General features: G+C 33.5%; 19 protein-coding genes and 1 other RNA gene. 8 read left to right on the top strand and 12 right to left on the bottom strand.

Going from position 1 to position 25,096, the window contains the following annotated elements; genetic code table 11:
- Positions 1-90 precede the first annotated feature (90 nt).
- The 3 genes from nagB to BB050_RS14955 form a co-directional block, all read right to left on the bottom strand.
- Positions 91-2,028, bottom strand: a complete 1,938-nt coding sequence (gene nagB / locus BB050_RS14965; RefSeq protein ID WP_066034091.1) for a glucosamine-6-phosphate deaminase — start codon at positions 2,026-2,028, stop codon at positions 91-93.
- Positions 2,029-2,131: 103 nt separating this feature from the next.
- Entirely contained in the window at positions 2,132-3,712 is a 1,581-nt protein-coding gene (locus BB050_RS14960) for a RagB/SusD family nutrient uptake outer membrane protein (RefSeq protein WP_008468854.1), read from the bottom strand.
- A 10-nt stretch (positions 3,713-3,722) separates the two neighbouring features.
- A complete protein-coding gene (locus BB050_RS14955; RefSeq protein WP_008468853.1) occupies positions 3,723-6,755 on the bottom strand; it encodes a SusC/RagA family TonB-linked outer membrane protein in 3,033 nt (1,010 codons plus the stop codon).
- Positions 6,756-7,033: 278 nt separating this feature from the next.
- Here BB050_RS14955 and BB050_RS14950 point away from each other — a divergent pair, with 278 nt between their 5' ends.
- The 3 genes from BB050_RS14950 (at position 7,034) to BB050_RS14940 (ending at position 10,422) form a co-directional block, all read left to right on the top strand.
- Positions 7,034-8,086 (top strand): sensor histidine kinase, encoded by a 1,053-nt coding sequence (locus BB050_RS14950; protein ID WP_008468852.1) that lies wholly within the window; start codon positions 7,034-7,036, stop codon positions 8,084-8,086.
- Complete coding sequence (locus tag BB050_RS14945) at positions 8,076-8,777, top strand: LytR/AlgR family response regulator transcription factor (protein WP_008468851.1); 702 nt, start codon at positions 8,076-8,078, stop codon at positions 8,775-8,777. The genes BB050_RS14950 and BB050_RS14945 overlap by 11 nt, the downstream gene beginning before the upstream one ends.
- Before the next feature lie 175 nt (positions 8,778-8,952).
- A complete protein-coding gene (locus tag BB050_RS14940; protein ID WP_066034090.1) occupies positions 8,953-10,422 on the top strand; it encodes an MFS transporter in 1,470 nt (489 codons plus the stop codon).
- 125 nt (positions 10,423-10,547) lie between these two features.
- On the opposite strand, the gene BB050_RS22080 is transcribed toward BB050_RS14940, so the two are convergent.
- The 5 genes from BB050_RS22080 to ffs all read right to left on the bottom strand — a co-directional run bounded on the left by BB050_RS22080 (position 10,548) and on the right by ffs (position 13,326).
- Positions 10,548-10,850, bottom strand: a complete 303-nt coding sequence (locus BB050_RS22080) for a hypothetical protein (protein WP_236940337.1) — start codon at positions 10,848-10,850, stop codon at positions 10,548-10,550.
- A 285-nt stretch (positions 10,851-11,135) separates the two neighbouring features.
- Complete coding sequence (fsa, locus tag BB050_RS14930; RefSeq protein ID WP_066034088.1) at positions 11,136-11,792, bottom strand: fructose-6-phosphate aldolase; 657 nt, start codon at positions 11,790-11,792, stop codon at positions 11,136-11,138.
- 250 nt (positions 11,793-12,042) lie between these two features.
- Positions 12,043-12,246, bottom strand: coding sequence for a hypothetical protein (locus BB050_RS14925; protein WP_066034087.1), 204 nt, complete (start codon positions 12,244-12,246; stop codon positions 12,043-12,045).
- A gap of 4 nt (positions 12,247-12,250) precedes the next feature.
- Positions 12,251-13,054 carry an SDR family oxidoreductase gene (locus tag BB050_RS14920; protein WP_066034086.1) on the bottom strand — a complete coding sequence of 268 codons (804 nt, stop codon included), beginning with the start codon at positions 13,052-13,054 and terminating at the stop codon, positions 12,251-12,253.
- A gap of 174 nt (positions 13,055-13,228) precedes the next feature.
- An RNA gene (gene ffs, locus BB050_RS14915) (signal recognition particle sRNA small type) lies at positions 13,229-13,326 on the bottom strand.
- Between the two features lie 88 nt (positions 13,327-13,414).
- Here ffs and BB050_RS14910 point away from each other — a divergent pair.
- Together BB050_RS14910 and hutI are read left to right on the top strand one after the other, a co-directional pair.
- Positions 13,415-14,464 (top strand): glutaminyl-peptide cyclotransferase, encoded by a 1,050-nt coding sequence (locus BB050_RS14910; protein WP_066034085.1) that lies wholly within the window; start codon positions 13,415-13,417, stop codon positions 14,462-14,464.
- Between the two features lie 95 nt (positions 14,465-14,559).
- On the top strand, positions 14,560-15,798 hold the full coding sequence (gene hutI, locus BB050_RS14905) for an imidazolonepropionase (RefSeq protein ID WP_066034084.1): 1,239 nt from the start codon (positions 14,560-14,562) through the stop codon (positions 15,796-15,798).
- A gap of 153 nt (positions 15,799-15,951) precedes the next feature.
- Here the strand turns inward: hutI and BB050_RS14900 are convergent, their stop codons facing one another.
- Positions 15,952-16,830: a hypothetical protein gene (locus BB050_RS14900; RefSeq protein ID WP_008468844.1), complete on the bottom strand. Its 879-nt coding sequence runs from the start codon at positions 16,828-16,830 to the stop codon at positions 15,952-15,954.
- Positions 16,831-16,928: 98 nt separating this feature from the next.
- Here BB050_RS14900 and BB050_RS14895 point away from each other — a divergent pair, with 98 nt between their 5' ends.
- On the top strand, positions 16,929-17,966 hold the full coding sequence (locus BB050_RS14895; RefSeq protein WP_008468843.1) for a formimidoylglutamase: 1,038 nt from the start codon (positions 16,929-16,931) through the stop codon (positions 17,964-17,966).
- Between the two features lie 134 nt (positions 17,967-18,100).
- Positions 18,101-19,348, top strand: a complete 1,248-nt coding sequence (locus BB050_RS14890) for a DEAD/DEAH box helicase (protein WP_066034083.1) — start codon at positions 18,101-18,103, stop codon at positions 19,346-19,348.
- Here BB050_RS14890 and BB050_RS14885 read toward each other — a convergent pair.
- From BB050_RS14885 to aroC, 3 genes are all read right to left on the bottom strand, one after another.
- Entirely contained in the window at positions 19,345-21,420 is a 2,076-nt protein-coding gene (locus BB050_RS14885) for a response regulator (protein ID WP_236940336.1), read from the bottom strand. The genes BB050_RS14890 and BB050_RS14885 overlap by 4 nt on opposite strands.
- A 233-nt stretch (positions 21,421-21,653) precedes the next feature.
- A complete protein-coding gene (locus BB050_RS14880; protein ID WP_008468840.1) occupies positions 21,654-22,916 on the bottom strand; it encodes a dicarboxylate/amino acid:cation symporter in 1,263 nt (420 codons plus the stop codon).
- A gap of 52 nt (positions 22,917-22,968) precedes the next feature.
- A complete protein-coding gene (gene aroC, locus BB050_RS14875) occupies positions 22,969-24,027 on the bottom strand; it encodes a chorismate synthase (RefSeq protein ID WP_066034082.1) in 1,059 nt (352 codons plus the stop codon).
- 188 nt (positions 24,028-24,215) lie between these two features.
- Between aroC and BB050_RS14870 the strand changes: the two genes are divergently transcribed.
- Positions 24,216-25,037: a UDP-2,3-diacylglucosamine diphosphatase gene (locus BB050_RS14870; RefSeq protein ID WP_008468838.1), complete on the top strand. Its 822-nt coding sequence runs from the start codon at positions 24,216-24,218 to the stop codon at positions 25,035-25,037.
- The last annotated feature ends 59 nt before the right edge of the window (positions 25,038-25,096 follow it).

Here is a 25,096-nt window from a genome sequence, read left to right as displayed (position 1 = left end):
AGAATGATTCCAGCTTTTACCTCACTTTCGCAATGAGATCAATCTGAATTTTGCTATTTGATTCATTATAAAATGAATCGGAAAAAATTTTTAGTAGTCAAAACGTTTAAAGGCTTCAATCGCTTCATACTCAGCCAAACCTAACTCATCGTATAATATGGCTGTGTTTTTGTTTCGATCTTCTGCCCTAACCCAGAATTCACGAGAGTCATTTCCTTGAAACATTACCCTGTCTTTTTGAGACTGATGGTGTAAAATGGCATGACGTTTCAATAAAACTTCTGATGGACTTAATGGAACAGCCATATCTATTTCATGAATATCCCATTCGTGCCAAGCGCCTCTATAAAGCCACAACCAGCAATCATCCATGTATGGTTCTGATTTAAGTTCTTTTAATGCGGCAAAAATGGCATTTAAACAAACCTCATGAGTTCCGTGTGGATCAGCAAGATCTCCAGCAGCAAAAACCTGATGCGGTTTTATCCTCGCAATGATATCTTTTACAATTGCAATATCTTCTGGTCCTAACGGATTCTTTTTAACTTGTCCTGTTTCATAAAAAGGAAGATCTAAAAAGTGCGTATTCTCATCTTTTAATCCGATGTATCTTGTTGCTCCGTAAGACTCTCTTCTTCTAATTAATCCTTTTAGTTTTCTTACTTCTAAAGAATCAATCTGATTTTCGGATTTATTATTTAAAAATTCGATAACCGATTTGAAATTGATATCAGCTTGACCTTCTCCGATAAAATCACTGGCAACTTCTGCAAATTTTAGTGCTTCATCATCTGAAACAGCAATATTTCCCGAAGTTTGGTACACCACATGAACATCGTGTCCTTGCTTGATTAATTTTGAAAATGTTCCTCCCATAGAAATCACATCATCATCAGGGTGCGGACTAAAAAGTATTACTCTCTTTCTAGCTGGATTTGCCCTTTCTGGACGAAATGAATCATCTGTGTTTGGTTTTCCTCCTGGCCAACCGGTAATAGTATGCTGTAAAATATTAAACATATTAATGTTCATATCATAAGCAGAACCTTCTTGAGCCAAAAGATCAGACATTCCGTTATTGTTATAATCACGGTCCGTCAATTTTAAGATAGACTGTTTTGTTTTTTGACAAAGCCAAACAATCGCTTTACTTTTTAATTCAGGTGTCCAAAGACATTCGCCAACTAACCAAGGTGTTTTGAAACGGGTTAATTCTGAAGCGGCAGACTGGTCTAAAACAAAAGTTGCATTTGGATGATTTTGTAAAAATGTAGCCGGAACTTCTGAACTGATATCTCCTTGAACAGTTCTTTTTATAATATCTGCCTTATTTTGCCCCCAAGCCATCAAAACAATACGTTTTGATCTCATGATGGTTGAAACCCCCATGGTAATGGCACGTTTCGGCACATTATCAATACCATTAAAAGCTGATGATGCATCGACTCTTGTGATATGATCTAAAGTGATAATTCTTGTTCCTGAATTAATATGCGAACCAGGCTCATTAAATCCAACGTGTCCTGTACGTCCAATTCCTAATAACTGAAAATCAAGACCTCCAGCGTTTTTAATATTCATTTCATAATCGATACAGTATTGATTAATTTCATCAATTGCTACTGTACCATCAGGAATATTAATATTTTCAGGTTTAATATCAATATGATTAAAAAGGTGCTCATGCATGAAATAATGATAGCTCTGATTATTCTCTTTAGTCATCGGATAATATTCATCCAGATTAAAAGTGATTACATTGCTAAAACTAAGTCCTTCTTCTTTGTGCATTCTCACTAGTTCCTCATAAACTTTGATCGGAGAAGAACCTGTTGCCAAACCTAAAACACAAGATTTATTTTTTTCCTGCTTAGATCTAATAAGTTGCGCAATTTCCTGTGCTACAATTACAGAAGCTTCAATAGAACTTTTGAAAATTTCGTTATGAATTTTTTCAAAACGTGTTTCTTCAAATTTCCCAGCGCTTTTATAACTGATATCAGGTTTTATTTCTAAAGCACTTTTCATTTTTTTCTTTTTTTGTAGTAATTACCCTTTTGGTCTTAAGATATGGTATAGACAGCTTTCACCATCTATACCATACTACTAACCAAACTTAATATTCTTTTTTTTAGAAGTTTGGAGCTGTTGTGTCCCACCACAACCTTGTTCCTCCATTATCAGGACCATTTAATTTAGCAACTCCTGTTGCCACTCCTCCAGCATTACCAGCTTTCTCAGACTGAACAAAATTGATTCTTCTTACACCTAATTCAGTTGAGATTGTTCCTCCACTATAATTTTTAATAACTGGGAATAGTTTAGGGTATCCTGTTCTCCTATAATCAGACCAAGCTTCTTGTCCTTCTGGAAATCCAGCAATCCATTTTTGAGTAATAATCTTTTGAAGTTTTACCTCATTTGTAGCCGCAGCATCCCATGCAACAGTAACATTATTTACAGCTGGTGAATTGTTTTCTGGAAAATTAGGATCTACATATGCTATTGGAGTCTTAACATTATCAGTAATGTAATTTGCAGCACCCGAAACACCTCTTTGCTCAAACGACACTTTAATACCTGTTTCATATAATTCCTGAGCAGTGCCACCCATATTCCAACCTCTTAATGCTCCTTCAGCTCTTAAGAAGTAAGCTTCTGCAGCGTTCATAAGGTAGATTTCTTTTGATCTTACAACAGCACCAATTCCAGAAAAATCTTGATGATCTGATTTTCCAATAATATTAATACCTGTACGAACACCTTTGTATTCTCCTGGAAATTGTTTAGAAACATCAAAATAAGAAGCAATTCTAGGATCTTGGTAACCTTTTAGAATAGACTCCATATCAGCAGACATACGAATGTCTAGCCATGCACCACTAATTGTTGAAATTGGATTTGTGTAAACCGGTGAAACGATTTTAAACGAATCGTCATTAACTTTCATTACTCCAAACTTTTGTGCAATAGCTTTTTCTGCTTCTGCCTTAGCTAAAGACGGTTTAACTTTTACAATACGCATCGCTAATCTCAGACGCAAAGTATTAGCAAACCTAACCCATGATTCATACTTTCCTTTGTAACCTGACATATCTGTCGATTCAAATGTAGAAGCCTCTCCCGCATCAATTCTTTTTGTCAATTCAGCTACTGCAGTATCTAATTCAGCAAACATTTGAGTGTAAACTTCCTCTTGAGAATCGTAAGGAATAGTTGCGTCATTAGAACCGAATTTAGAATAAATAATTGGCCCAAAAGTATCGGTCATTCTATGCATTCCCTCCACTTTCAAAATCAATGACAACGCATAAAATTGATCGTATTTCCCTTTAGATTTATTAGCTATATCATATGCATTAAACATCACATTTTTATAACCATAATCCCAGATAAATCCATTCCACCCATCAACTAATGAATAAGTAGTATTATTAATTCCCCCAGCAAATCCCGTTGGAGTTGACATATAACCAGACCAAATATCGCTATTTAATCCTTGTTGTAATTGGTATACCCACTCAGGACTTAAAACCTGAATATTATTAAACATCGGTGCAAATCCTCCTTTGATGTGATTAAAATCTTGCTCAAAATCAGGAAGTGTAATACCATTTGGATTAGTATTAATGTCTTCAAAATTATCTGTACACCCTGCTGCAGTGAGTAACAAGGCACAAATAGTCGCTTTTGTTATATTATTTAGTTTCATGTTTTTAGAATTAGAATGTTACATTTAAATTAAGACCAATACTTCTGGTAGAAGGCAAACCATAAATATCTACCCCTTGTAAACCTTGACCTGTACTTAATGCAATATTTGGATCGAAAGGAGCATCTTTATAAATAAAGAATAAGTTTCTAGCTATAAATGAAATACTCGCTGTTTGAATAAATGGTAGTGTTTTAGGATTAAAATTGTAACCAATAGAAATCTCTCTTAAACTTACATTTGTTGCATCGTAAATATATTCTCCTGTAACTCCTGCTCTTCCCCCAACGGTTGTGTAGTAAGACTGAGCATCCATAGTTGTTACTGGTGTACCATCAGGCATTACTGCATTTATTTTAACACCGCCTGCATTTCTTGCATCACCTGTAGCTTTAGAAACACCAAACGCATCATTTTGCGCTTGAGTTAAACTCATTACTTCTCCTCCAAAACGTCCATCAATTAAAACATTTGCGAAGAAAGATCCCAATTTGAAAGAGTTAGAAAAACCTAACATAAAATCAGGATTTGAATTTCCTAATTCAACAAATTCAGTTTTTTGAATTTTTCCATCGCTATTCAATAAAATTCTTCCTTGATCATCTTTCAACATTTTGTAACCTTCGATAACACCATAAGGTCTTCCCTCTGTCAAAGTATATTTATAACCGTTAACTCCAGGATCTGTTAAATTTACTTTTCCTCCTAATTCTTCAGGAATTTCTTTTACTTTATTCTTGTTTTGTGAGAAGTTAATAGTCGAATCCCAAGTGAATTTATCTCCTCTAATAATTCCTGCATTTAATACAACCTCAAAACCTTTATTTTCTATACTTCCAGCATTTATTCCATAAAAATCAGCACCTGCACTATTTCCAACTGGAGCAACAACTTGTAAATATTGGTTTTTAGTTTCTGAATTATAGTAAGACACTTCAAAACCTAATCTATTATTAAACATTCTCCATTCTGTACCAAACTCAAACTCTGATTTAAGCTCTGGTTTTAATGTAGTTCCCGGTTTTGGTGCAACTAAAGGATTGTATTTTGATCCACTTCCGTTAGGATAGTAATTTGTTGGAGTAGAAATGAAAGGGTAGATATCATTACCAACTTGAGCATAAGTCCCACGAACTTTACCATAATTAATCCATTCAGGTAAAGTTGCCATCTCGCTGATGATAGCAGTTAAACCTACAGATGGATAAAAATAGCTTGATGTACCTGTATTTACTAAAGTAGATGACCAGTCATTTCTTCCTGTAAGGTCTAAGAATAACATCTCTTTGTAACCAAATGTAGTAGCGGCAAATATAGATTGCACTTCTCTTCTTGAATCGATTGTTTGGTAGTTCCCATCATTATTATTGAAATTATGCAAAGTAAACCAGTTAGCATATTTCAATCCTCCCCCAATACCAGAATCTAATATTGTTTTTTGATTCGTTAAAGTATTCGTTACGCTTGTACCAATGTTTGCATTGAAACTAAAATCAGATCCGATTTTTGTATTGATCGTTGCAATCAAATCAGCATAACGTTGGGTGCTTAGCGCATTTTCGCTAATATATCGCCCATTAGCATGAGATAATGTTCCTTGTGTAGTAGCAAATATTCTTTTATCGAATAAACTTGTAACTCTATTATAGCTATATCTAGAAGCAATAGATAACCAATTAGTTGCTTTATACGTTAAAGACAAAGCTCCGTTGAAGAAATCATTTTTATCTTCAGATTTGTTTCTGTTGATTGACCAGTATGGATTTTGCATAATATCTCTATTAGTCATCCAATTTTGAGCCATTAAATTTCTTGATGGATCAAACTGCTCATAATTATCTTTATAGTAATTAAAATCATTTCCTCTTGGCATCAAATAAACACCTGTAAGTGGGTTAAAATAAAATCCATTAACTGGCTTGTTTGCAATATTTTGACTTGTATAGTTTGCATTTGCAGCAAATACAAGTTTATCATCAAAGAACTTAGCAGTTTGACGAATACCAAAGTTGTTTTTCTTCAAATTATTTCCAGGAATAATACCGCTTGCAGAAGTATTTGCATAAGAAAATGCTGTAGAAGAATTTTCAGAACCTATTGAATATCCTAAAGAAGTAATTTGTGTTGTTCCTGTAGTAAAAAAGTCTTTTACATGATCTTTAGATTGTCCTTTTGCTCCCCAAGACTCATCAGCACCGTCAGCAGCAAGATAATCTGTTTGGAATTTAGGAAGATAAGCAGCTGTTTCAAAAGTTGTTACAGATGAAAGAGTAATATTTGCTTTTCCTGTTTTTGCTTTTTTAGATGATAATAAAATTACACCATTTGCACCTTGGCTACCATATAATACAGAAGCCGCTGCACCTTTAAGAACTGTCATTCCTTCATAATCATCAGGATTTACCAAAGAAATTACATCTCCTCCATCACGGTTACCTCCTGCTAAACTACCAAATGTATCGTTTGGCTGGCCAGAACCTGAATTCAACATAGGAATACCATCAATTACATACAAAGGCTGGCTATTGGAAACAGAAGAATTTCCACGAATTACAACTTTAGTAGATCCCCCTGTTCCACCAGCACTCTTAGTTACAGCAACACCGGCAATCTTACCAGCAATTGTATTGATAACGTTGGCATCTTTTACACGTACTAACTCATCTCCTTTAAGTTCTTGAGCAGCATAAGTTAAAGATTTTCTTGTCTTTTTAATACCTAAAGAAGTAACAACCACTTCGCTTAAAGCATTAGAGGCAGCCGTTAACATTTTAACATTAATTGTAGCAGCATCTCCTACAACTATCGTCTGAGTTTCTAGTCCTACATAAGTAAATACTAAGCTCTGACCTTTTTGAACTTCAATAGTATACAATCCGTCAAAATCGGTAGTTGTTCCCTTTTGACCTCCTTGTACAGCAACAGAAGCTCCAGGTAATGGCATACCGTCAGAATCTGTAATCACACCTTTGACACTTTTTACTTGTGCAAGCGAAACTTGCGCCGTAAAAACAATCATAAAGATTAAGAAAATTTTTTTCATGTTTATTTTTATTTTGTTAGTTATGAAGTAAAATTATTCTTAAGGCATTGTTAAAAAAAATAAATTAAACCAACAGCAATAAAATTTAAACGAACGACATAAATCATTCAATAATACGCTTTACGAAAACGTTCTAATACAAAAATTAAGCACCAATATCCTTTTTTTGCGAAATTTTATTCAAAAAAATTGGCTCTTTGCAGTTAATTGTTTAAAGTTGCACAATATTTCAATATTGTTAAGAAAAACCAAAAAAACCGTAAAGAACTTAAAGCCAGTTGAAAGAAATTCGAAAAGTTAAATTTGATATTAAACTGCAAAATCATATCTGGTTTTGGGGAGTATACTTTACTTTAAACTTTTTAAGATGGGGCGCTTACTTTAATGATTATCCTTATGCTTTCAAATCAAACTTAATCGAATTTTCTCTGGTTATACCTTTAGTATATCTGAATTTATTTGTTTTGGTTCCGAAGTATGTATTGAAGCAAAAATATATTATGTATACATTTTTATTGCTTCTGAGTCTATTTGGAATTTATTTGGCTAAAACTGCGCTTACTTACTACATTATATCTGAAAACATCTGGCCAGAAGCAAATCGAGAATATCATCCTTTTGAAATTAATCATATCGTTGCCGTTTGCATTGGAGAGTTGTATGTACTAGCAATGGCATCATCAGTTTATCTGACGCTGACATGGTTACGAGAAAGAGAAAGAAACAGATCGCTTAGAGAAAACCAATTTAAGATTAAACTTAAATACCTCGAAAATCAAATTCAGCCACATTTTTTCTTTAATACATTAAACAACTTATACGCATTATCATTAGAATCATCCAAAAAAGTTCCTGATGTAATCATAAAACTTTCCAATTTGATGGAATATGTTTTATATGATGTAAAGGGAACTAAATTCGTTCCGTTAATAAAGGAAATCGATTATATCCAGAATTATATCGAAATAGAAAAGCTTCGCTTTGAAAATGTTGAAGTGACCATAAATTTAGAATCAAACATAGATGACGTAGTTGTACCTCCTCTAATTTTTATTTCATTGGTAGAAAATGCATTCAAGCATGGCGGTCTAAACAACAAAAACTTAAAAATAAAAATCAATTGCAGAGTCATCGAAAACAAAACGCTCGATTTTGAAATCTTAAATAATTTTGTACTTTCACAAAATCATAATCCAAAAAGAGGAATTGGTTTAGTTAATACAAAAAAAAGACTGAAACTGATTTACAAAAACAATTTTAGCCTGAAGCATAGCACTAAACTAAATTTCTACATAATCCGATTACAAATACCTACTCAGAATGAAGATTAAATGCGTGTTAATTGATGATGAGCCTTTAGCTATTAAAGTCCTGGAAAATTATTTTACCAATTTTACAGACTTTGAAGTTATAGCAACATTCACTAACTCTCTGGAAGCGCTCGATTTTATTAATAGCACTACTGTCGATGCCGTCTTTTTAGATATTAACATGCCCATGATGACTGGTTTTGAACTTATCAGCCTCATCGAAAATAAAACTAAAGTTATCATTACCACTGCTTTTAGAGAATTTGCTGCCGAAAGTTATGATTTGGATGTTCTAGATTATTTGGTCAAGCCCATTCCGCTGCCAAGATTTATAAAATGCATCAATAAAATAACCACCGAATACAATCTCAAAAACAATATTAAGGTCGAAACCGCAAAAGGCGATTCTCATATTTTTATCAAAGTCGATAAAAAAATGATGAAGATTAATATTGAAGAAATTCTATTTGTTGAAGGAATGAAAGAATATATAAAAGTTGTCACGCCAGACAAAACTTATATTACACATAAATCTCTTACATCGCTCTCAGAAGAATTACCTCAAGATCGCTTCCTTAGAATACATAAATCTTATGTAATTGCTCTAAATAAGGTAAAATCTATAGAAGGAAACCGCGTTCAAATTCAATCTTACAACATTCCGATAGGCAGAAACTACAGTAAAGAGGTTAAAAACAAGATATTGGAATAAAATATAATTACGAATTACATTTTCTAAGTGGGTTAAAATTAACACTTTGTTGAAAAAACACAGTCGTTGGTTTAAATTTAACATTATTTATACCTTTTTATTTTTTTTTGATAATCCTAACAAATATATTTACGGTCTTCAAAAAACAATAAAATAAAAAATTAACCTTATTATTATGAGTTCAGAAAATGTGCAAACCAAATGGGGGCAATTTATCTCTTTGATAATCGTCTTCTTCTTTTGGGGTTTTGTTGGTTCAGCCAATGACATCCTGATTCCAGTATTCAAAAAAGTATTTACGTTATCGCAAGTACAATCTCAATTAGTAGCTTGGGCTTTCTATGCTGCTTATTTTGTTGGATCAATCATATTCTTTATCGTTTCTTTAAAAGTAGACGTTTTACAAAAATACGGGTACAAAAGAACCCTGTCAGCAGGATTAGTTTTATCAGCTGTAGGTTCGTTTTTATTCGTCCCAGCGGCTACAATTCAAAGTTTCCCTTTCTTCTTAACAGCTTTATTTACAGTAGGATTAGGATTTTCAATTCAGCAAATTGTAGCAAATCCTTTAGCCATTAAAATGGGAAGTCCAGAAACTGGAGCGCACCGTTTAACGCTTGCAGGAGGAATCAACTCTTTTGGAACAACAATCGGAGCTATCTTGTTAGGTATCGCTTTATTCGGAATGGGAGACAACAAAAAAACAGCGCTTTCATTAGAAGATATTAAATTGCCATTCATCATTTTAGGTCTTGCATTTATTGCTGTTGCGGTATTTATGAACTTTTCTAAAATTGAAGATCCTATAAAAGAGGAAGAAGCAATCATCAAAGACAAACACAGCAGTTTTAACATTCTTGACTATCCGCAATTATACTTGGGGATGTTAGGAATTTTTATTTATGTTGGAACTGAGGTAACTATCATCAGTAACTTGCCTGCTTTATTGCACACACACGAATTCGGAAATATATTAGAAGATGCAGTTGCACCATTTATTGCGCTTTACTGGGGAAGCTTAATGATTGGCCGTTGGAATGGTGGAGTAAATGTTTTCAATACTTCTAACTTAGTAAATACAGCTCTTAAATTTATTGTGCCTGCTGCTGCATTTGGAGTAATTATCGGAGCAAATATCTTTGCTGCTCACGATGTTTCTTCATTCTACATCTACCCAATCTGGATTTTACTATTTATTGCTGTAAGTTTTGTTGGTGGTAAAAACGCTGGAAAAACATTAATGCTTTTCGGAATTTCGGGATTAACGATGATGGTTTTAGGATTGGCTTGGCCAGACCCAGAAATTGCTAAATTCTTCTTTATTTCTGGAGGATTGTTCTTATCTATCATGTGGCCTTCAATCTTCGATTTAGCGATTGCAGGATTAGGAAAAAACACAGGAAAAGCATCTTCTTTCTTAATTATGATGATTCTTGGTGGTGGAGTAATTCCATTATTACAAGGAAGCATCTGTGATTTAGATGCTACAAATCCAAATGGAATTTTTGGAATCACATATACACATTTCTCATACATCGTACCGCTTATCGGTTTTGCTTATTTAGGATTCTATGGTTTCTATTGCCCTAAAATCTTGAAAAAACAAGGAATCAGCCACATCGAAAGTGCTGGCGGAGGACACTAAGAATTAAAAAAAATCCAATATATAAAAAATCCAAATTCCAATTTTACTAATCGGAATTTGGATTTTTTTTTATTTCAAAAAAAGAAAAAACTTAGAATCTCAGCATTTCAGAAACTTAGCCTCTTTTACTTCGCATTAATGATATTACTCAAATTCTTCTTAAAAATAGCTTTATTCTGAGCCGATAAAGGATAAACGACATCTTTGTCTGCATGAACGATTATCTTATCAATATCGGCATTTAAAAGCGCTTTCGGATCTTTTATTTTTAAGGTGCAAGCTCCATCAAAGAAACCATCATCTTCTATCGTTTTTCTAGCTTCTATTTTTGTGCCATCGCTTAAAACTGCCGAGATTGTCATTTCACTATTTAATGTTTTCGAATAAAACCCATCCATTACCAATAAAAGACGATAAGAGTTTTTCAATTCCGGACCTTTAAACTCATGTCTCGTAATATTATAACGAAGACCTTTTGCAAGTGTTTGAAATTTTACAGAGCAATCCAACTCATAAGTAGCAACATCTCCAGCCTCATTTACCGAAGTAATAACTTTAGCGGCTTGGGCGTTTATTGAAAAACTCGCTGCAAAAAAGACAACATAAATAAGATAACTTTCATATTTAACTATTTAAGATTCAACATAAAAGTAAAAAAAATCGCCTTTTCTCGTTAGAAAAAAGACGATTTTAATTTTGTAAATATCTAAGGATTATTTGTTTCCTTTTTCAAAATCAGCTACAAACTGAGCTAAACCGATATCTGTCAATGGGTGTTTCAATAAACCGTAAATTGCAGAAAGAGGTCCAGTCATCACATCAGCACCAATTTTTGCACAGTTTACAATATGCATTGTGTGACGCACAGAAGCTGCTAAAATTTGAGTTTCGTAACCATAGTTATCATAAACCTCTCTAATTTCTTGAATCAAATTCAATCCGTCAGTAGAAATATCATCTAAACGACCAACAAACGGAGAAACATATGTTGCTCCAGCTTTTGCTGCCAAAATAGCTTGTCCTACAGAGAAAACAAGAGTTACGTTAGTTTTAATTCCTTTATCAGAAAAATATTTAGCTGCCATAACACCTTCCTTAGTCATAGGAAGTTTTACAACGATTTGCTCATGCAATTCAGCTAGCTCCTCGCCTTCCTTAACCATACCTTCAAAGTCAAGGGCGTTAACTTCAGCACTTACATCACCATCAACAAGGTTGCAAATGTCAACATAATGCTTAAGGATATTGTTTTTTCCAGTGATTCCTTCTTTTGCCATTAATGACGGATTAGTCGTCACACCATCCAAAACACCTAAAGCCTGTGCTTCTTTAATTTGAGCTAAATTAGCTGTGTCAATAAAAAATTTCATAATTTATATTATTTAAATTGTGTTGAATTATTCTGGGCGTGACCATATTTGCAAAAGGCGCACTCATCAGAACGTTTATAAGAGCCTTTCTCAAATCTGGTCGGGATAATCTGCTCCGCCGCCGCGGACTGCTCCTATCCCTCACGCAAACGCAGGTGCAAAATTACGAAATCAATACCAATAACAATTTCAAAAACGAGATCAATTTGTAAATTCTATCAAAATTCACAAAATAATTACAAAGAGTAAATTATTTATTTCTGTTTAATTCTTTCAATTCGTCCCTAATTTCTTCCAGAACTCTTAAAGTATCTTCTTTATAATTTTCAGAATTATTTATCTTATCACTTAAAGCCCTAAAGACTTTACGAACTACAAACCAAATAGCACCAAAAACTAAAAACAAAAATAAAGTTGGAATGATACTAATCAAAACCTCAGAAAATCGATACATAATTTTATAATTTATAATGATTCATAAGCATCTTCTCGTACATTTTATCCGGAAGAGCACGTTTTAATACAATCGAAAACTTTTGCATAAATGCACCAACTTTATAGTGTACATTCGGTTTTTTGGTCTGAATGATTTTGTAAACCGCTTCTGCCATTTCATTTGGATTACTTCCCGCTTCAACATGATCATTCATAGTTGCCAGAACTTCTCCATAAACCTTTTCGTAAGCCGAATCTTTTATAACTGGTGCATGATAACGTCCTGCTGCAATATTTGTAGCAAAATCTCCAGGAGCAACGTTGGTAATTTCAATTCCAAAAGACTTCACTTCCATTCTCAAGGCTTCAGTAATCAACTCTAAAGCTCCTTTTGAAGCCGAATAAACGCTTCTGTACGGAAGTCCCATGTAACCAGCAATTGAAGTAATATTTATTATAAGTCCCGAATTCTGCTTACGCATCTGCGGAAGCGCAGCTTTCATAACTTCAATCGGTCCGAAAAAGTTCGTTTCAAAATTATTTCGAATTTCTTCCGTAGGAATTTCTTCTAATGGCCCAGTAATTCCAACTCCAGCATTATTGATTACAATGTCTAATCTTCCTGAGGTTTCAATAATTCGGTTTACAGCATTTTTAATAGAATCAGAATTTCGAACATCTAATGCAACCAAAGGAAAAATAGAATTTAGAACTTTCTCAGGATTTCTGCTCGTTCCGTAAACAACGAAACCTTTCTGATGTAAAAATTCACCAATAGATTTTCCAATTCCTGATGATCCTCCGGTAATTAAAACGACTTTGCTCATTTTTTAGTTATAAATTATGGATTATGAGTTATGATTTTTGGAGATGGTATTATTTTGAACGCTATATAATATGTTCAATCTTTACTTTTAACCAAATAACGTCTAACTTAAGATTGGGTAAAAATAAAAAAATCCTCCATAAAGGAAGATTACAAACTAATTAAATTCTAAAAAAAATGGCAAGCGACCTACATCGCACCGCTCAACCACGTACCCTTGCTATGTTCCCATCCTGGGGGAGTCTGCAGGAGCTGGTCGTGTAGGACTTGCCGGTGCAAATATACAACCTTTTTATATTTTTGCAAGACCTTTGTTGCTATAAAAATAACGTCGTATATTGGCATATTGAAATTTTAAACTATGAAAAAATATAACTTCCTAGCTGTCATTTTATTAGGAATCACATTAATTGGATGTAAAGAAAAAAATAAAGGTGAAAATTCTTTATTTACTATCGATGATTCTGCTTTTCCAGCCCATTTTACACAAAAAGAATCGCTTTCAATCGGAGTTTTAAACCCAAATTCGAAAGAAATCGACAGCATTGCTTACTTTATAAATGATAAAAGAGTTGGAGGTACAAAAGGTGCCGAAAAATTTAAATTTGAATTAAAAGATCAAAAATTAGGCTACCAATATCTAAAAGCTTCTGTATATTTTGGTGGAGATTCTTCTGATGCAACTAAAAGAATTGAAGTTGTATCTGACATCGAACCTAAATTATTAAACTATAAAATTGTAAACACTTTTCCACATGATACAACAGCTTTTACTGAAGGTTTAGAATTTCATGACGGAAGACTTTTTGAAAGTACAGGACAAAAAGAAGATTCATACTTCAGAGAGGTAGATTATAAAAACGGAAAAGTAATCAAACAAGTTAATCTTCCGAAAGAATATTTTGGAGAAGGAATTACTTTCTTCAATGGGAAATTATATCAGCTTTCATGGCAGGAAAAAACCGGGTTTATTTATGATGCTAAAACTTTCAAACTAGAAAAAACATTCAAATACGATAAAGATATTGAAGGTTGGGGAATGACACATGATGACAAATACATTTATCATTCTGATGGAACAGAGAAAATCTGGAAAATGGATCCTTCTAATCAAAAACTAATTGATTACATTAATGTTTATTCTGGCAGTTCAAAAATTAAAGCATTAAATGAACTAGAATTGATCAATGGAAAATTTTATGCTAATGTTTGGCAAAAAGACGCCATTGCTGTTGTAGATCCAAAATCTGGTGCAGTTGAAGGAATTATCAATTTATCTGAACTACGTAAATTTGTAAAAAGCAAAAATGCTGAAGTTCTAAACGGTATAGCCTACAACCCTGCAACTAAAACCATTTTTGTTACTGGTAAATATTGGGATAAAATATTTGAAATAACAGTTTCTGAATAATCTTTAGAGAAAAAACAATTTTACGAATTTCACAAGTTTTCACACATTAATCCGTGGAAATTTGTGAAATTTGTGTTTTATAACAATTCATATTAATGATCACTTTAATTACAAACATACAAGAGTTACTTCAGGTTCGCGAAACTTCTATTGCTAAAGTTTCAGGTTCTGAAATGGCTAATCTTCCAACAATTAAAAATGCTTTTTTAGTCTTAAAAGACAATCTCATTAAAGATTTCGGCTCAATGGATAATCTTCCAAAAATAAATGCCGACAAAACAATAGATGCAACAGGAAGAGTTGTGCTCCCATCTTGGTGTGACAGCCATACTCATATTGTTTACGCAGGAAATCGTGAGCAGGAATTTGTAGATCGCATTAATGGACTTTCTTATGAAGAAATCGCCAATCGCGGCGGCGGAATTTTAAATTCAGCCAAAAAGCTAAACGAAACTTCCGAAGAAGAGATTTATGAACAGTCTAAAATTCGTTTAGAAGAAGTAATGCATTTAGGAACTGGAGCTGTAGAAATTAAATCTGGTTACGGATTGACAGTTGACGGAGAATTAAAAATGCTTCGAGTAATTAAAAAACTCGCTGAAAACTATCCTATTGCCATAAAAGCTACATTTCTAGGCGCACATGCATTTCCTTTACACTACAAAGACGATAAAGCAGGTTATTTGGACGAAATTATAAACGAGATGCTTCCCGAAATCTCTAAAAATAAATTAGCAGATTATGTAGATGTTTTCTGCGAAAGCGGTTATTTCTCAGTAGAAGAAACCGAAAAAATTATGGAAGCAGGTTTGGCCTTTGGCTTAAAACCAAAAATTCACGTAAACCAATTCAACTCTATTGGCGGAATTCAGGCTGGAGTTAAATTTAATGCACTTTCTGTCGATCATTTAGAAATTATGAATCCAGAAGATATTGAAGCTTTAAAAGGAACAGAAACAATGCCTGTAGCTTTACCTTCGTGTTCTTACTTTTTAAGCATTCCATATACGCCAGCACGCGAAATGATTAAAGCGGGCTTGCCTTTAGCATTGGCTACAGATTTTAATCCTGGTTCTACTCCATCAGGAAATATGAATTTTGTTGTAGCAACGGCCTGCATCAAAATGAAAATGACACCAGAAGAAGCCATCAATGCCGCAACAATAAACGGCGCATATGCCATGGGACTCTCTGAAACTCACGGAAGTATTACAAAAGGCAAAAAAGCCAATTTAATCCTGACAAAACCAATTTCCTCTTACTATCAAATTCCTTACGCTTTTGGAAGCAATCTTATTGAATCTGTTTTTGTAGAAGGAAAAATTTTAGAATAATCATTTCAACGATTTAAATATTGCCAGTGGTTTCAACAACGGATAACGTATCGTTTTTCAAACAACAATAAAATTCAAATTTCATACATAAAAAAAGGTCTGTGAAATCACAGACCTTTAATATCTTAGTGGTATTTTATTCCCTTCTGCGAATTATCTTAAACTGAAACTAGTTTTAGAAACTAACTCATCATTATCAAAAATATTGATAAAATAAGTTCCTTTTGCAAAATCTTTTCCTGGAAGATCTTCGCTAACTTGTACAGTTTTATTTTCATACTTTACTGTAGTCTTAAAGCTGTAAGTTAAAGAGTTATCTCCAAAACTTTCTGTTTTTTTCTCGCCTAAAACATTGTTTTTAGCATCAATAACTTGAACATAATACGTTTTGTCACCAGATTTAGCAATTTGGTTTTCAGCAATTGTAAAACTAACTTTTAAAACGTCAGCACGGCTTGCTTTATCTGTTTCAATTTGTTTACCTGAGCTTTTCAATTTGTAAGCTGAAGTTTTAGTATTCAATACAGATAATTTAGAACCTTTTTCAACAGTTTTAGCTAGTTCTTCGTTTTGACCCACTAATACTTCATTATATTTTTTAGATTCTCCTAAAACTACAATAGTACTATCTCTTTGAGTAGTTAAAACACCATTTTGTTTTTTCAACTCATCGTTTTCAGCAACTAAAGTTTTCATTTTGCTTTGCATTGCTTGAACTTGAGATCTGTATTTAGAAACATCTCCTTTAGACTTGTTCAAATCATCCATTAAAGCCACTACTTTGTCTCTTTCTTGGATCAATTCGTCAGACATCGAAGTATTTTCAGCAATTGCAGCATCATAAGTCGCTTTTAACTCCTGTAAATCTTTCATTACAGATTCTTTTTCTGTCAAAGTTGTTGTAAGCTCCGTTTTAACTACTTCTGTATCAGAAGATAATTTAAAAATATACACTAAACTACCGATCAGTAGGACTGCTAAAACTGCGATTACCGCCTTTAGACTTGAATTGTTGTTCTTTGGGTTTTCCATATTTAAATAATTTTCTTTAATAACAAATTTAAGAATTAATATAAGGTAATAACGTAAGTTTCTACAATTATATTATTTTTGGAAAATAAATTTTTTTCATGGAAAAATTAATCCCTTTCACTATAAATGATTTAGCAAAAGTCACAAATCATAGAAGTGGTGAATTAAAGTTCGGAGAAAAGATGATTGTCATTCCGCCAGGAGCTGACAAAGTTACTTTTCTCAAAGAAAGTGAAGCAAAATATGTTCTTTTAGGAATTCCTGAAGATATTGGCGTGCGCGCCAATTACGGAAGACCTGGGGCAGCCTCGGCATGGCAATGTGCCATAAAAAGCATTGCAAACATTCAGCATAATAGGTTTTGTAAAGGAAGCAATATTATTGTTTTAGGGCAAATCAACGTTGCAAATGAAATGCGCGAAGTAGAAAACCTTGATTTTAATGATATAGATGATCGTTCAAAATTAAGTCAGCTAGTTGAAAAAATAGACAAAGAAGTTTCTCATATCATTTTTACTATTATCAAAGCCGGAAAAACTCCAATAATTATTGGCGGAGGCCATAACAATGCTTACGGAAATATTAAAGGCGCCGCTCTTGCGAAAGGAAAACCAGTAAACGCAATTAATTTTGATGCACATTCTGATTTTAGGATTTTAGAAGGCCGTCACAGCGGAAATGGATTTTCATACGCTTATGAAGAAGGTTTTTTAAAGAAATATTTCATTTTTGGGCTTCATGAAAATTACACTTCAAAAAGCGTTCTAGATATTATAAAAAAACTAGAAGACCGCGTTCGATACAATACTTACGACAGCGTCAATATCAGAAAAGAAAAAGATTTTAATCGTGAGATGATTACAGCTTTGGATTTTATTAAAAATGATTCTTTTGGAATTGAAATCGACCTTGATGCAATTCCAAACATCGCCAGCAGTGCTATGACAATCAGTGGTTTTTCTGTGGAAGAATTGAGACAATTTGTTTCTTTCTTCGGCGAACATAAAAACGCCACTTATCTGCATATTTGCGAAGGTGCACCAGATTTAGACAATTCTCCAAACAATAATTTAATTGGCAAATTAATTGGTTATTTAGTGACTGATTTCATTAAAGCCAATATCGAAAAAGACTGATTTAAAAGTAAGTTCTAAATTCAAAAAAAAATGGTTTTGCCAAATAAAAGCTAATTCAAACAAACGATTGACCGAATAAACCTATCTTTGCACGGCATTTTAGAATTAAAGCTAAAATAGTTAATCACTAAGATATGTTATTCGAAGATCTATCACTTTCAAAAAGTATACAAAAAGCCGTATTTGAAGAAGGCTATATAAATCCCACTCCGATTCAGGAACAATCTATTCCGGTTGTTTTATCTGGAAGAGATTTAATTGGCTGTGCGCAGACAGGAACAGGAAAAACGGCGGCATTTGCCATTCCAATCATACATCAATTACATCGAATTGTTGGCTCATCAAAAAAAGCAAAGCAAATTCGTGCGCTAGTTGTTACGCCAACTCGTGAGCTTGCTGTGCAAATTGGAGAAAGTTTTGACACTTATGGCAAATATACCAATCTAACACAATTAACAATTTTTGGAGGTGTTTCGCAAAATCCACAGGTTGAAACCTTAAAAAAAGGAGTCGATATTCTAATAGCCACTCCAGGGAGACTGCTTGACTTACATAAACAAGGTTTTCTTGATTTGAATCATCTACATACTTTAGTGCTGGATGAAGCCGATCAGATGCTGGATATGGGTTTTATAAACGATGTGAAAAAGATCGTTAAATTAACTCCAAAAAACAGACAGACTTTACTTTTCTCTGCAACAATGCCAATTGCGATTCGTGAGCTTGCTGAAATGTTTCTTCAAGATCCAGCAAAAGTTGAAGTTTCGCCCGTTTCATCAACAGCTGAAAATGTAGAACAGCGTGTTTATTTTGTTGATAAAACAGAAAAAAGAAACTTATTATACAGCTTGATTAAAGAGGAAAATTTATCGAACGTTCTTGTTTTTTCGAGAACAAAACATGGGGCTGATAATGTTGTGAAAGCACTTCGTAAGAAAGATATTCCTGCAGAAGCCATTCACGGAGATAAATCACAAAACGCTAGACAACGTGTTTTAGATGCTTTCAAAAACAAAGAAGTTGGCGTATTGGTTGCAACGGATATTGCGGCGCGAGGAATTGACATTGAACAATTGCCATATGTAATCAATTTTGATTTACCGAATATTCCTGAAACTTACGTTCACCGTATTGGCCGTACAGGTCGTGCCGGTAATGGTGGAATTGCGATTTCTTTCTGCGGAAAAGATGAGCTTCCTTATTGGAAAGATATTCAGAAATTAATCAAAGTGGACGTAAAAACAATTGCAGATCATCCGTATCAATGGCATTCTGGAAGTCCAGAAGCTGGGGAAAAACCTAAAAACTCAAACAGAAGCGGAGGCGCTCATAAATCGAGAAAATCAAATAACTCTAAGAAAAATAAAAAACGCTGGTATTAAACAGCGTTTTTTTCGTTTATAAGGAAATTGATTATTTTAAATAATTTAACTGGTTCGAAAGGTTTAATGATTATATCATTCATTCCAGACGAAATCGCTTCATCTGTAATCTCGTCTTTATCGAAAGCAGTTAAGGCCACAATTGGAGTTTCTATGCCGAGAAGACGTATCCTTTTTGTAGTTTCAAATCCGTTCATTAAAGGCATATTGATATCCATCAAAATCAAATCAAAGGTTTCGTTTTCTAAAATTTTAAGCGCCGCAAAACCATCGTCAACCACTTTGCAGGAGTAATTATTTTTTTCGATAATCTTTTTCGTAACAAGCTGATTGATCAAATTATCTTCGACAACTAAAATTTTATAAATTTCGCTTGAAGTAAGATCAACTTCAATTTCATCAATAATGCTTTTCGTTTTCGCTAAATCATGTTCGAATGCAATTGTAAACGAAAATGCAGTTCCTTTGCCGAGATCACTATCCAATGTAATCGTACTTCCAAAAAGCCCTAGCAATCTTTTTACAATACTAAGCCCTAAACCTGTACCTTGATAATCTTCATCTCGTCTGCCAACTTGGACAAATTTTTCAAAAATCTTATTCTGATCTGCAACTGCGATTCCGATTCCGTTATCTTTAATTAAGAAATCTAAATAATACAGCTTTCCTTCTACTTTATTTAGCTTTACGTTAATTTCAACTTGTCCGTCTTTAGTAAATTTCAATGCATTACTTACCAAATTCATTAAAATCTGAGCAAGACGAAGTTTATCTCCAATCAAATATTCCGGAATATTTGAGTCAATATTGGTAGAAATTCTATTATTATTTTTCTGCGAAAGGAAAGAAAGAGAGTTTTTGATTACCGTAATTTCGTCTGAAATATTAAAAGTCAGGTTTTCAAGTACAATTTTGTTTTCTTCAATTTTATTAATCTGCAAAATATCATTTACTAGAGACAATAAATATCTGGCAGAAAATTTTAGAGAACTTAAATGCTGGCTTCTCGAAATTTCTTTATGTTCTTCGAGAAGCATGTTGGTAATTCCGACCACACCATAAAGTGGCGTACGCAATTCGTGGCTTATAGTCGATATAAATTGTGTTTTGAGCAAAGAAGCTTCTTCTGCGATTTCTTTTGCTTTAAGAAGCTCCAAATTGTGTTTTTTCTTGTACCGGATATTCTTTATAAGTGTGACAATTAAAATTAAAAGAATGAGAGAAATCAAAATAAAAAGAATCACAATAATTTTTGATTTCCTTAAACTTTGAGACTGCTCTACCTTTTCACCTTCAACTTTATCAATTTGTCTCTTATACTCATCCAATTCAAGACTTAAACCGGCCTGAGATGCCTTTTTAAGCTTCTTAACATCATATACCTTATCCGAAACTTTATAATGGTTAACCAGTGCATCATATGCTTCTTTGTGCTTGTTTATTTTATTTAAAAAATGCGAATATTCTAAATAAGCATTTGCCAGATCTGTTTTCTCCTGACATTTTTTTCCTGTTTCAATAGCACTTAAAAAATAAGCATTTGCGGCCTTATTATCATTTATATGGCTAGAATAAATACCATTGAGCATATCAACAATAACTTCTGTTGAACCGTCATTATACTTTATTTTAGTGCTGTTAACATACTTTAAAAAAAGATTTCCCTGTTTATAATTTCCTATATCAAAATAAGCCCAAGCGATATTTACATTGGTAAAATAAACTTCTTTTAGATCATTAATCTTCAAAGCATAGGCTACCGCTTTTTTATAGTACCGAATTCCTTCATCAAATTGCTTTTTTTCAAAGCAGTACATATTCCCTAAATTATTATAGAGATTGCATTTTAAAGTATCATTGCTGGTTTTATTGGCATAATACAGCCCTTTTTTATAGAAAAAAATAGCTTTATCAAACTCCGTCAGCTCGTTGTAATTCGCAGCAATAATATTGTACGAACGAGCAATGAGACAATAATCTTTTACTGCTGTCGCCGCATTTAAAGCAGCTCTCGAATAGATAAGTGATTTTTCAAAATTAGATTCTCTAAAATTCAAAAGCGCTTTCTTCACAGTCTTATCAATTTTAGGATCGAGGTTACAATTAGATTGCCCGATTGCCGAATTGGCAAAGCAATTCAGAATTAAAAATAAAAGAAAAAGAATCCGTTTGTGGGGCATTAATCGGCTAATTTGATCAAATATACACTTTAAAATAAAAAAAAGCTGTATTTCATAAAAAAATACAGCTTGTCAAATATTATATCGATAACTAAGATAAAAAAATTAAAATCTCAGTACTATTATTATTCTTTATTGCTCTCCCATTGCCCAACAACAGAAGTAGCCAATGCATTTCCTAGCACGTTCGTAGCACTTCTAAACATATCGCAGAAATGGTCAATTGGAAGAATTAATGCGATTCCTTCAATTGGAATATCAAACATACCGCAAGTTGCCGCAACGACAACCAAGCTTGCTCTTGGTACACCTGCAATACCTTTACTGGTAAGCATTAAAACTAAAAGCATTGCCATTTGCGTTCCTAAATCTAAATGCACATTGTAGAATTGAGCAATAAAAATACTTGCAAAAGTCATATACATCATACTTCCGTCTAGGTTAAACGAATACCCAAGCGGCAACATAAAAGAAACAATTTTGTCTTTCACTCCAAAGCCTTCCAATTCTTCTGTTAATTTTGGAAATACAGCTTCACTGCTTGTTGTTCCAAAAGCAATTGCCAAAGGTCCAGTAATGCGTCTTAACAATTCAGTCATTCTTCCTTTAAGGAAAATATATCCTATGGCAATTAAAATAATCCATAAAGTACTGATTCCAATTAAGAAAGAACCGAAAAATTTGAAGTAAGTAATCACCAATTCTTCTGCATCTCGTATAGCAAACACACCTGCAATAGCTCCAAAAACTCCAATTGGCGCAAACTTCATTACATAGTTTACCATTTTCAAAACAATGTGCGATAATTTATCGAAAGCACCAATAATTGGTTTAACAGTATCTCCAAGAGAAGCGGCTGCCAATCCGAAGAAGATTGAGAAAACTACAATCTGTAGAATCTCATTAGTTGCCATTGCTTCGACAATACTTTTTGGCACTATATGCTCAACGAAATTATCAAAAGACAGATTTTGCGTTTTACCAGTAACTTCTGAAGCTGCTGCCATGTCAACGTGATCTAATTTTAGACCAACACCTGGCTGTAAAATATTGACATAAAACAATCCAATTAGAAGCGAAATAAATGAAGCTGTAAAAAACCATCCAATAGCTTTTCCTCCAATTCTTCCCACAGTTTTGATATCTCCCAATTTTGCAATTCCAACCACCAAAGTCGTAAAAACCAATGGGGAAATAATCATTTGCACCAAACGAATGAAGATGGTTGCGAGCATTTTTATTTTACTGCTAAATGCCTGTGCTGCTTCTGGCGAAATGGTATTGTGCAATATAATTCCTAAAATGGCTCCTAGAACCATTGCAATTATAATTTGCCCTGTTAATCCCGAAAGAAATGATGTTTTTTTAGTTTCTGTAACTTCTTGCATTAAATTATTTTTTGATTATTAAAATATAAGACCCTCACTGTCTTACCTTTTATTAATATGTTTTGTTGATTAAATAGAAATCTGCCAAAACAATTGCTGCCATCGCTTCTACGATAGGCACTGCGCGAGGCACTACACACGGATCATGACGTCCTTTTCCTGTCATGGGTGTAATGTTACCTTTATTATCTAAAGAATCTTGAGTCTGCATAATAGTTGCAACAGGTTTAAAAGCCACTCTGAAATAAATATCCATTCCGTTGCTTATACCGCCTTGAATTCCTCCTGAAAGATTTGTTTTTGTCGTTCCGTCTGGGTTGTATAAATCATTATGCTCACTTCCCTTCATTTCAGAACCAGAGAAACCGCTTCCGTATTCAAAACCTTTTACAGCATTAATAGAAAGCATTGCTTTTCCTAATTCTGCATGAAGTTTATCAAACACTGGCTCTCCTAAACCAACCGGAACATTCTGAATTACACAAGTTACAACACCTCCGACAGTATCTCCTTGTTTGCGGATATCGCGAATATATTCTTCCATAATCGCTGCAGATTTCTCATCTGGACAACGCACTGGATTGCTTTCAATTTTAGAAAAATCCAATTCCTGATAAGGTGTATCTAAATGAATTGGTCCAACAGAAGAAACATAAGCATTAATCTTAATTTCAGGCAACATTTGTTTTGCAATTGCACCCGCTACTACCCTACTTGCTGTTTCTCTAGCAGAACTTCTACCTCCACCTCGATAATCGCGAAAACCATATTTCTGATCGTAAACATAGTCGGCGTGGCTTGGTCTGTAGTTATCTTTTATATGCGAGTAATCGTCTGATTTTTGATTGGTATTTGGAATAATGAAACCAATTGGAGTTCCTGTTGTTTTTCCTTCAAATATTCCTGATAAGAACTGAATGCTATCTGGTTCTTTTCTTTGTGTAACAATTGCTGACTGACCTGGCTTTCTGCGAGCCATATCTACTTCAATTGCTTCAAAATCTAATTGGATTCCTGGAGGGCATCCGTCGATAATTCCGCCTAACGCTTCACCGTGAGATTCTCCAAATGTAGTAACTTTATATAGTGTGCCGAAGCTGTTTCCTGCCATTGTGTTTTGTTTTGAGCAAATGTAAGTTTTATGAATTAAATTAAAAAATTTAAAACTGGTATTATTAACGAAACATTAAATGGAATAAAAATCACAATTTGGTAAAATTATCCTCTTTTTAATAACCTTTTAATAAAGTCAGATTTCACAAACTTTCTTTCATTTGTAAAACTTCAAATCAAGAAAAATTGAAAAAAAGAAATGTCGAATTGGTCATTCTTTCTGATGTCCATTTAGGAACTTACGGAAGTCACGCAAAAGAACTAAACAATTATCTTTCAAGCATTAAACCCAAAACTTTAGTTTTAAACGGCGATATAATCGATGCTTGGCAGTTTCGCAAATCTTATTTTCCAAAAGCACACTTGAGAGTTATTCAGCGCATTATCGGAATGGCTTCTAAAGGAACAAAAGTGTATTATATTACTGGAAATCACGATGAAATACTTCGAAAATTCAGCGATATGAATATGGGAAATTTTGCTCTAGTCGATAAATTGGTTTTAGAATTAGATGATAAAAAAGCCTGGATTTTCCATGGAGACGTTTTTGACGCGTCTGTTCAGCATTCCAAATGGATTGCAAAATTGGGCGGACTGGGTTACGATTATTTAATTTTAATGAATCGTTTTGCGAACTGGTGTCTGGCAAAATTAGGACGCGAACCGTATTCTTTTTCTAAAAAAATAAAAGCAAGCGTTAAGAAAGCTGTAAAATTTATCTCAGATTTTGAAACCACTGCAACCGATCTGGCTATAGAAAAAAACTACGATTATGTCATTTGCGGGCACATTCATGAACCAAAAATCATGACGAAAGAAAACAAACACGGTTCTACTTTATATTTAAATTCAGGTGATTGGGTAGAAAATTTAACTGCTTTAGAATATCATAAAAAACGATGGAAATTATATTCTTATAAGGCCAGCAATTTTGCAGAAGAAGAAAATCTTCTAGAAATGGAAGACCTGATTACTTCTCAGTTAATTTCATCCATAATCCTAAAATAAACACCTAAGAAACAGTTTTTTAAGAATTTTAACACGTCAAAATCTTAAAAATGTAAATT

Source organism: Flavobacterium anhuiense, from assembly GCF_001705175.1.
Lineage (GTDB): Bacteria > Bacteroidota > Bacteroidia > Flavobacteriales > Flavobacteriaceae > Flavobacterium > Flavobacterium anhuiense.
The sequence above is the reverse complement of the archived record's forward strand: the minus strand, read 5'-3'. Positions and strand labels throughout refer to the sequence as shown.

Coding starts and splice junctions, on each gene's coding strand:
- nagB (WP_066034091.1), bottom strand. CDS start 2,028: ATGAAAAGTGCTTTAGAAATAAAACCTGATATCAGTTATAAAAGCGCT.
- BB050_RS14960 (WP_008468854.1), bottom strand. CDS start 3,712: ATGAAACTAAATAATATAACAAAAGCGACTATTTGTGCCTTGTTACTC.
- BB050_RS14955 (WP_008468853.1), bottom strand. CDS start 6,755: ATGAAAAAAATTTTCTTAATCTTTATGATTGTTTTTACGGCGCAAGTT.
- BB050_RS14945 (WP_008468851.1), top strand. CDS start 8,076: ATGAAGATTAAATGCGTGTTAATTGATGATGAGCCTTTAGCTATTAAA.
- BB050_RS14940 (WP_066034090.1), top strand. CDS start 8,953: ATGAGTTCAGAAAATGTGCAAACCAAATGGGGGCAATTTATCTCTTTG.
- fsa (WP_066034088.1), bottom strand. CDS start 11,792: ATGAAATTTTTTATTGACACAGCTAATTTAGCTCAAATTAAAGAAGCA.
- BB050_RS14925 (WP_066034087.1), bottom strand. CDS start 12,246: ATGTATCGATTTTCTGAGGTTTTGATTAGTATCATTCCAACTTTATTT.
- BB050_RS14920 (WP_066034086.1), bottom strand. CDS start 13,054: ATGAGCAAAGTCGTTTTAATTACCGGAGGATCATCAGGAATTGGAAAA.
- BB050_RS14910 (WP_066034085.1), top strand. CDS start 13,415: ATGAAAAAATATAACTTCCTAGCTGTCATTTTATTAGGAATCACATTA.
- hutI (WP_066034084.1), top strand. CDS start 14,560: ATGATCACTTTAATTACAAACATACAAGAGTTACTTCAGGTTCGCGAA.
- BB050_RS14900 (WP_008468844.1), bottom strand. CDS start 16,830: ATGGAAAACCCAAAGAACAACAATTCAAGTCTAAAGGCGGTAATCGCA.
- BB050_RS14895 (WP_008468843.1), top strand. CDS start 16,929: ATGGAAAAATTAATCCCTTTCACTATAAATGATTTAGCAAAAGTCACA.
- BB050_RS14890 (WP_066034083.1), top strand. CDS start 18,101: ATGTTATTCGAAGATCTATCACTTTCAAAAAGTATACAAAAAGCCGTA.
- BB050_RS14880 (WP_008468840.1), bottom strand. CDS start 22,916: ATGCAAGAAGTTACAGAAACTAAAAAAACATCATTTCTTTCGGGATTA.
- aroC (WP_066034082.1), bottom strand. CDS start 24,027: ATGGCAGGAAACAGCTTCGGCACACTATATAAAGTTACTACATTTGGA.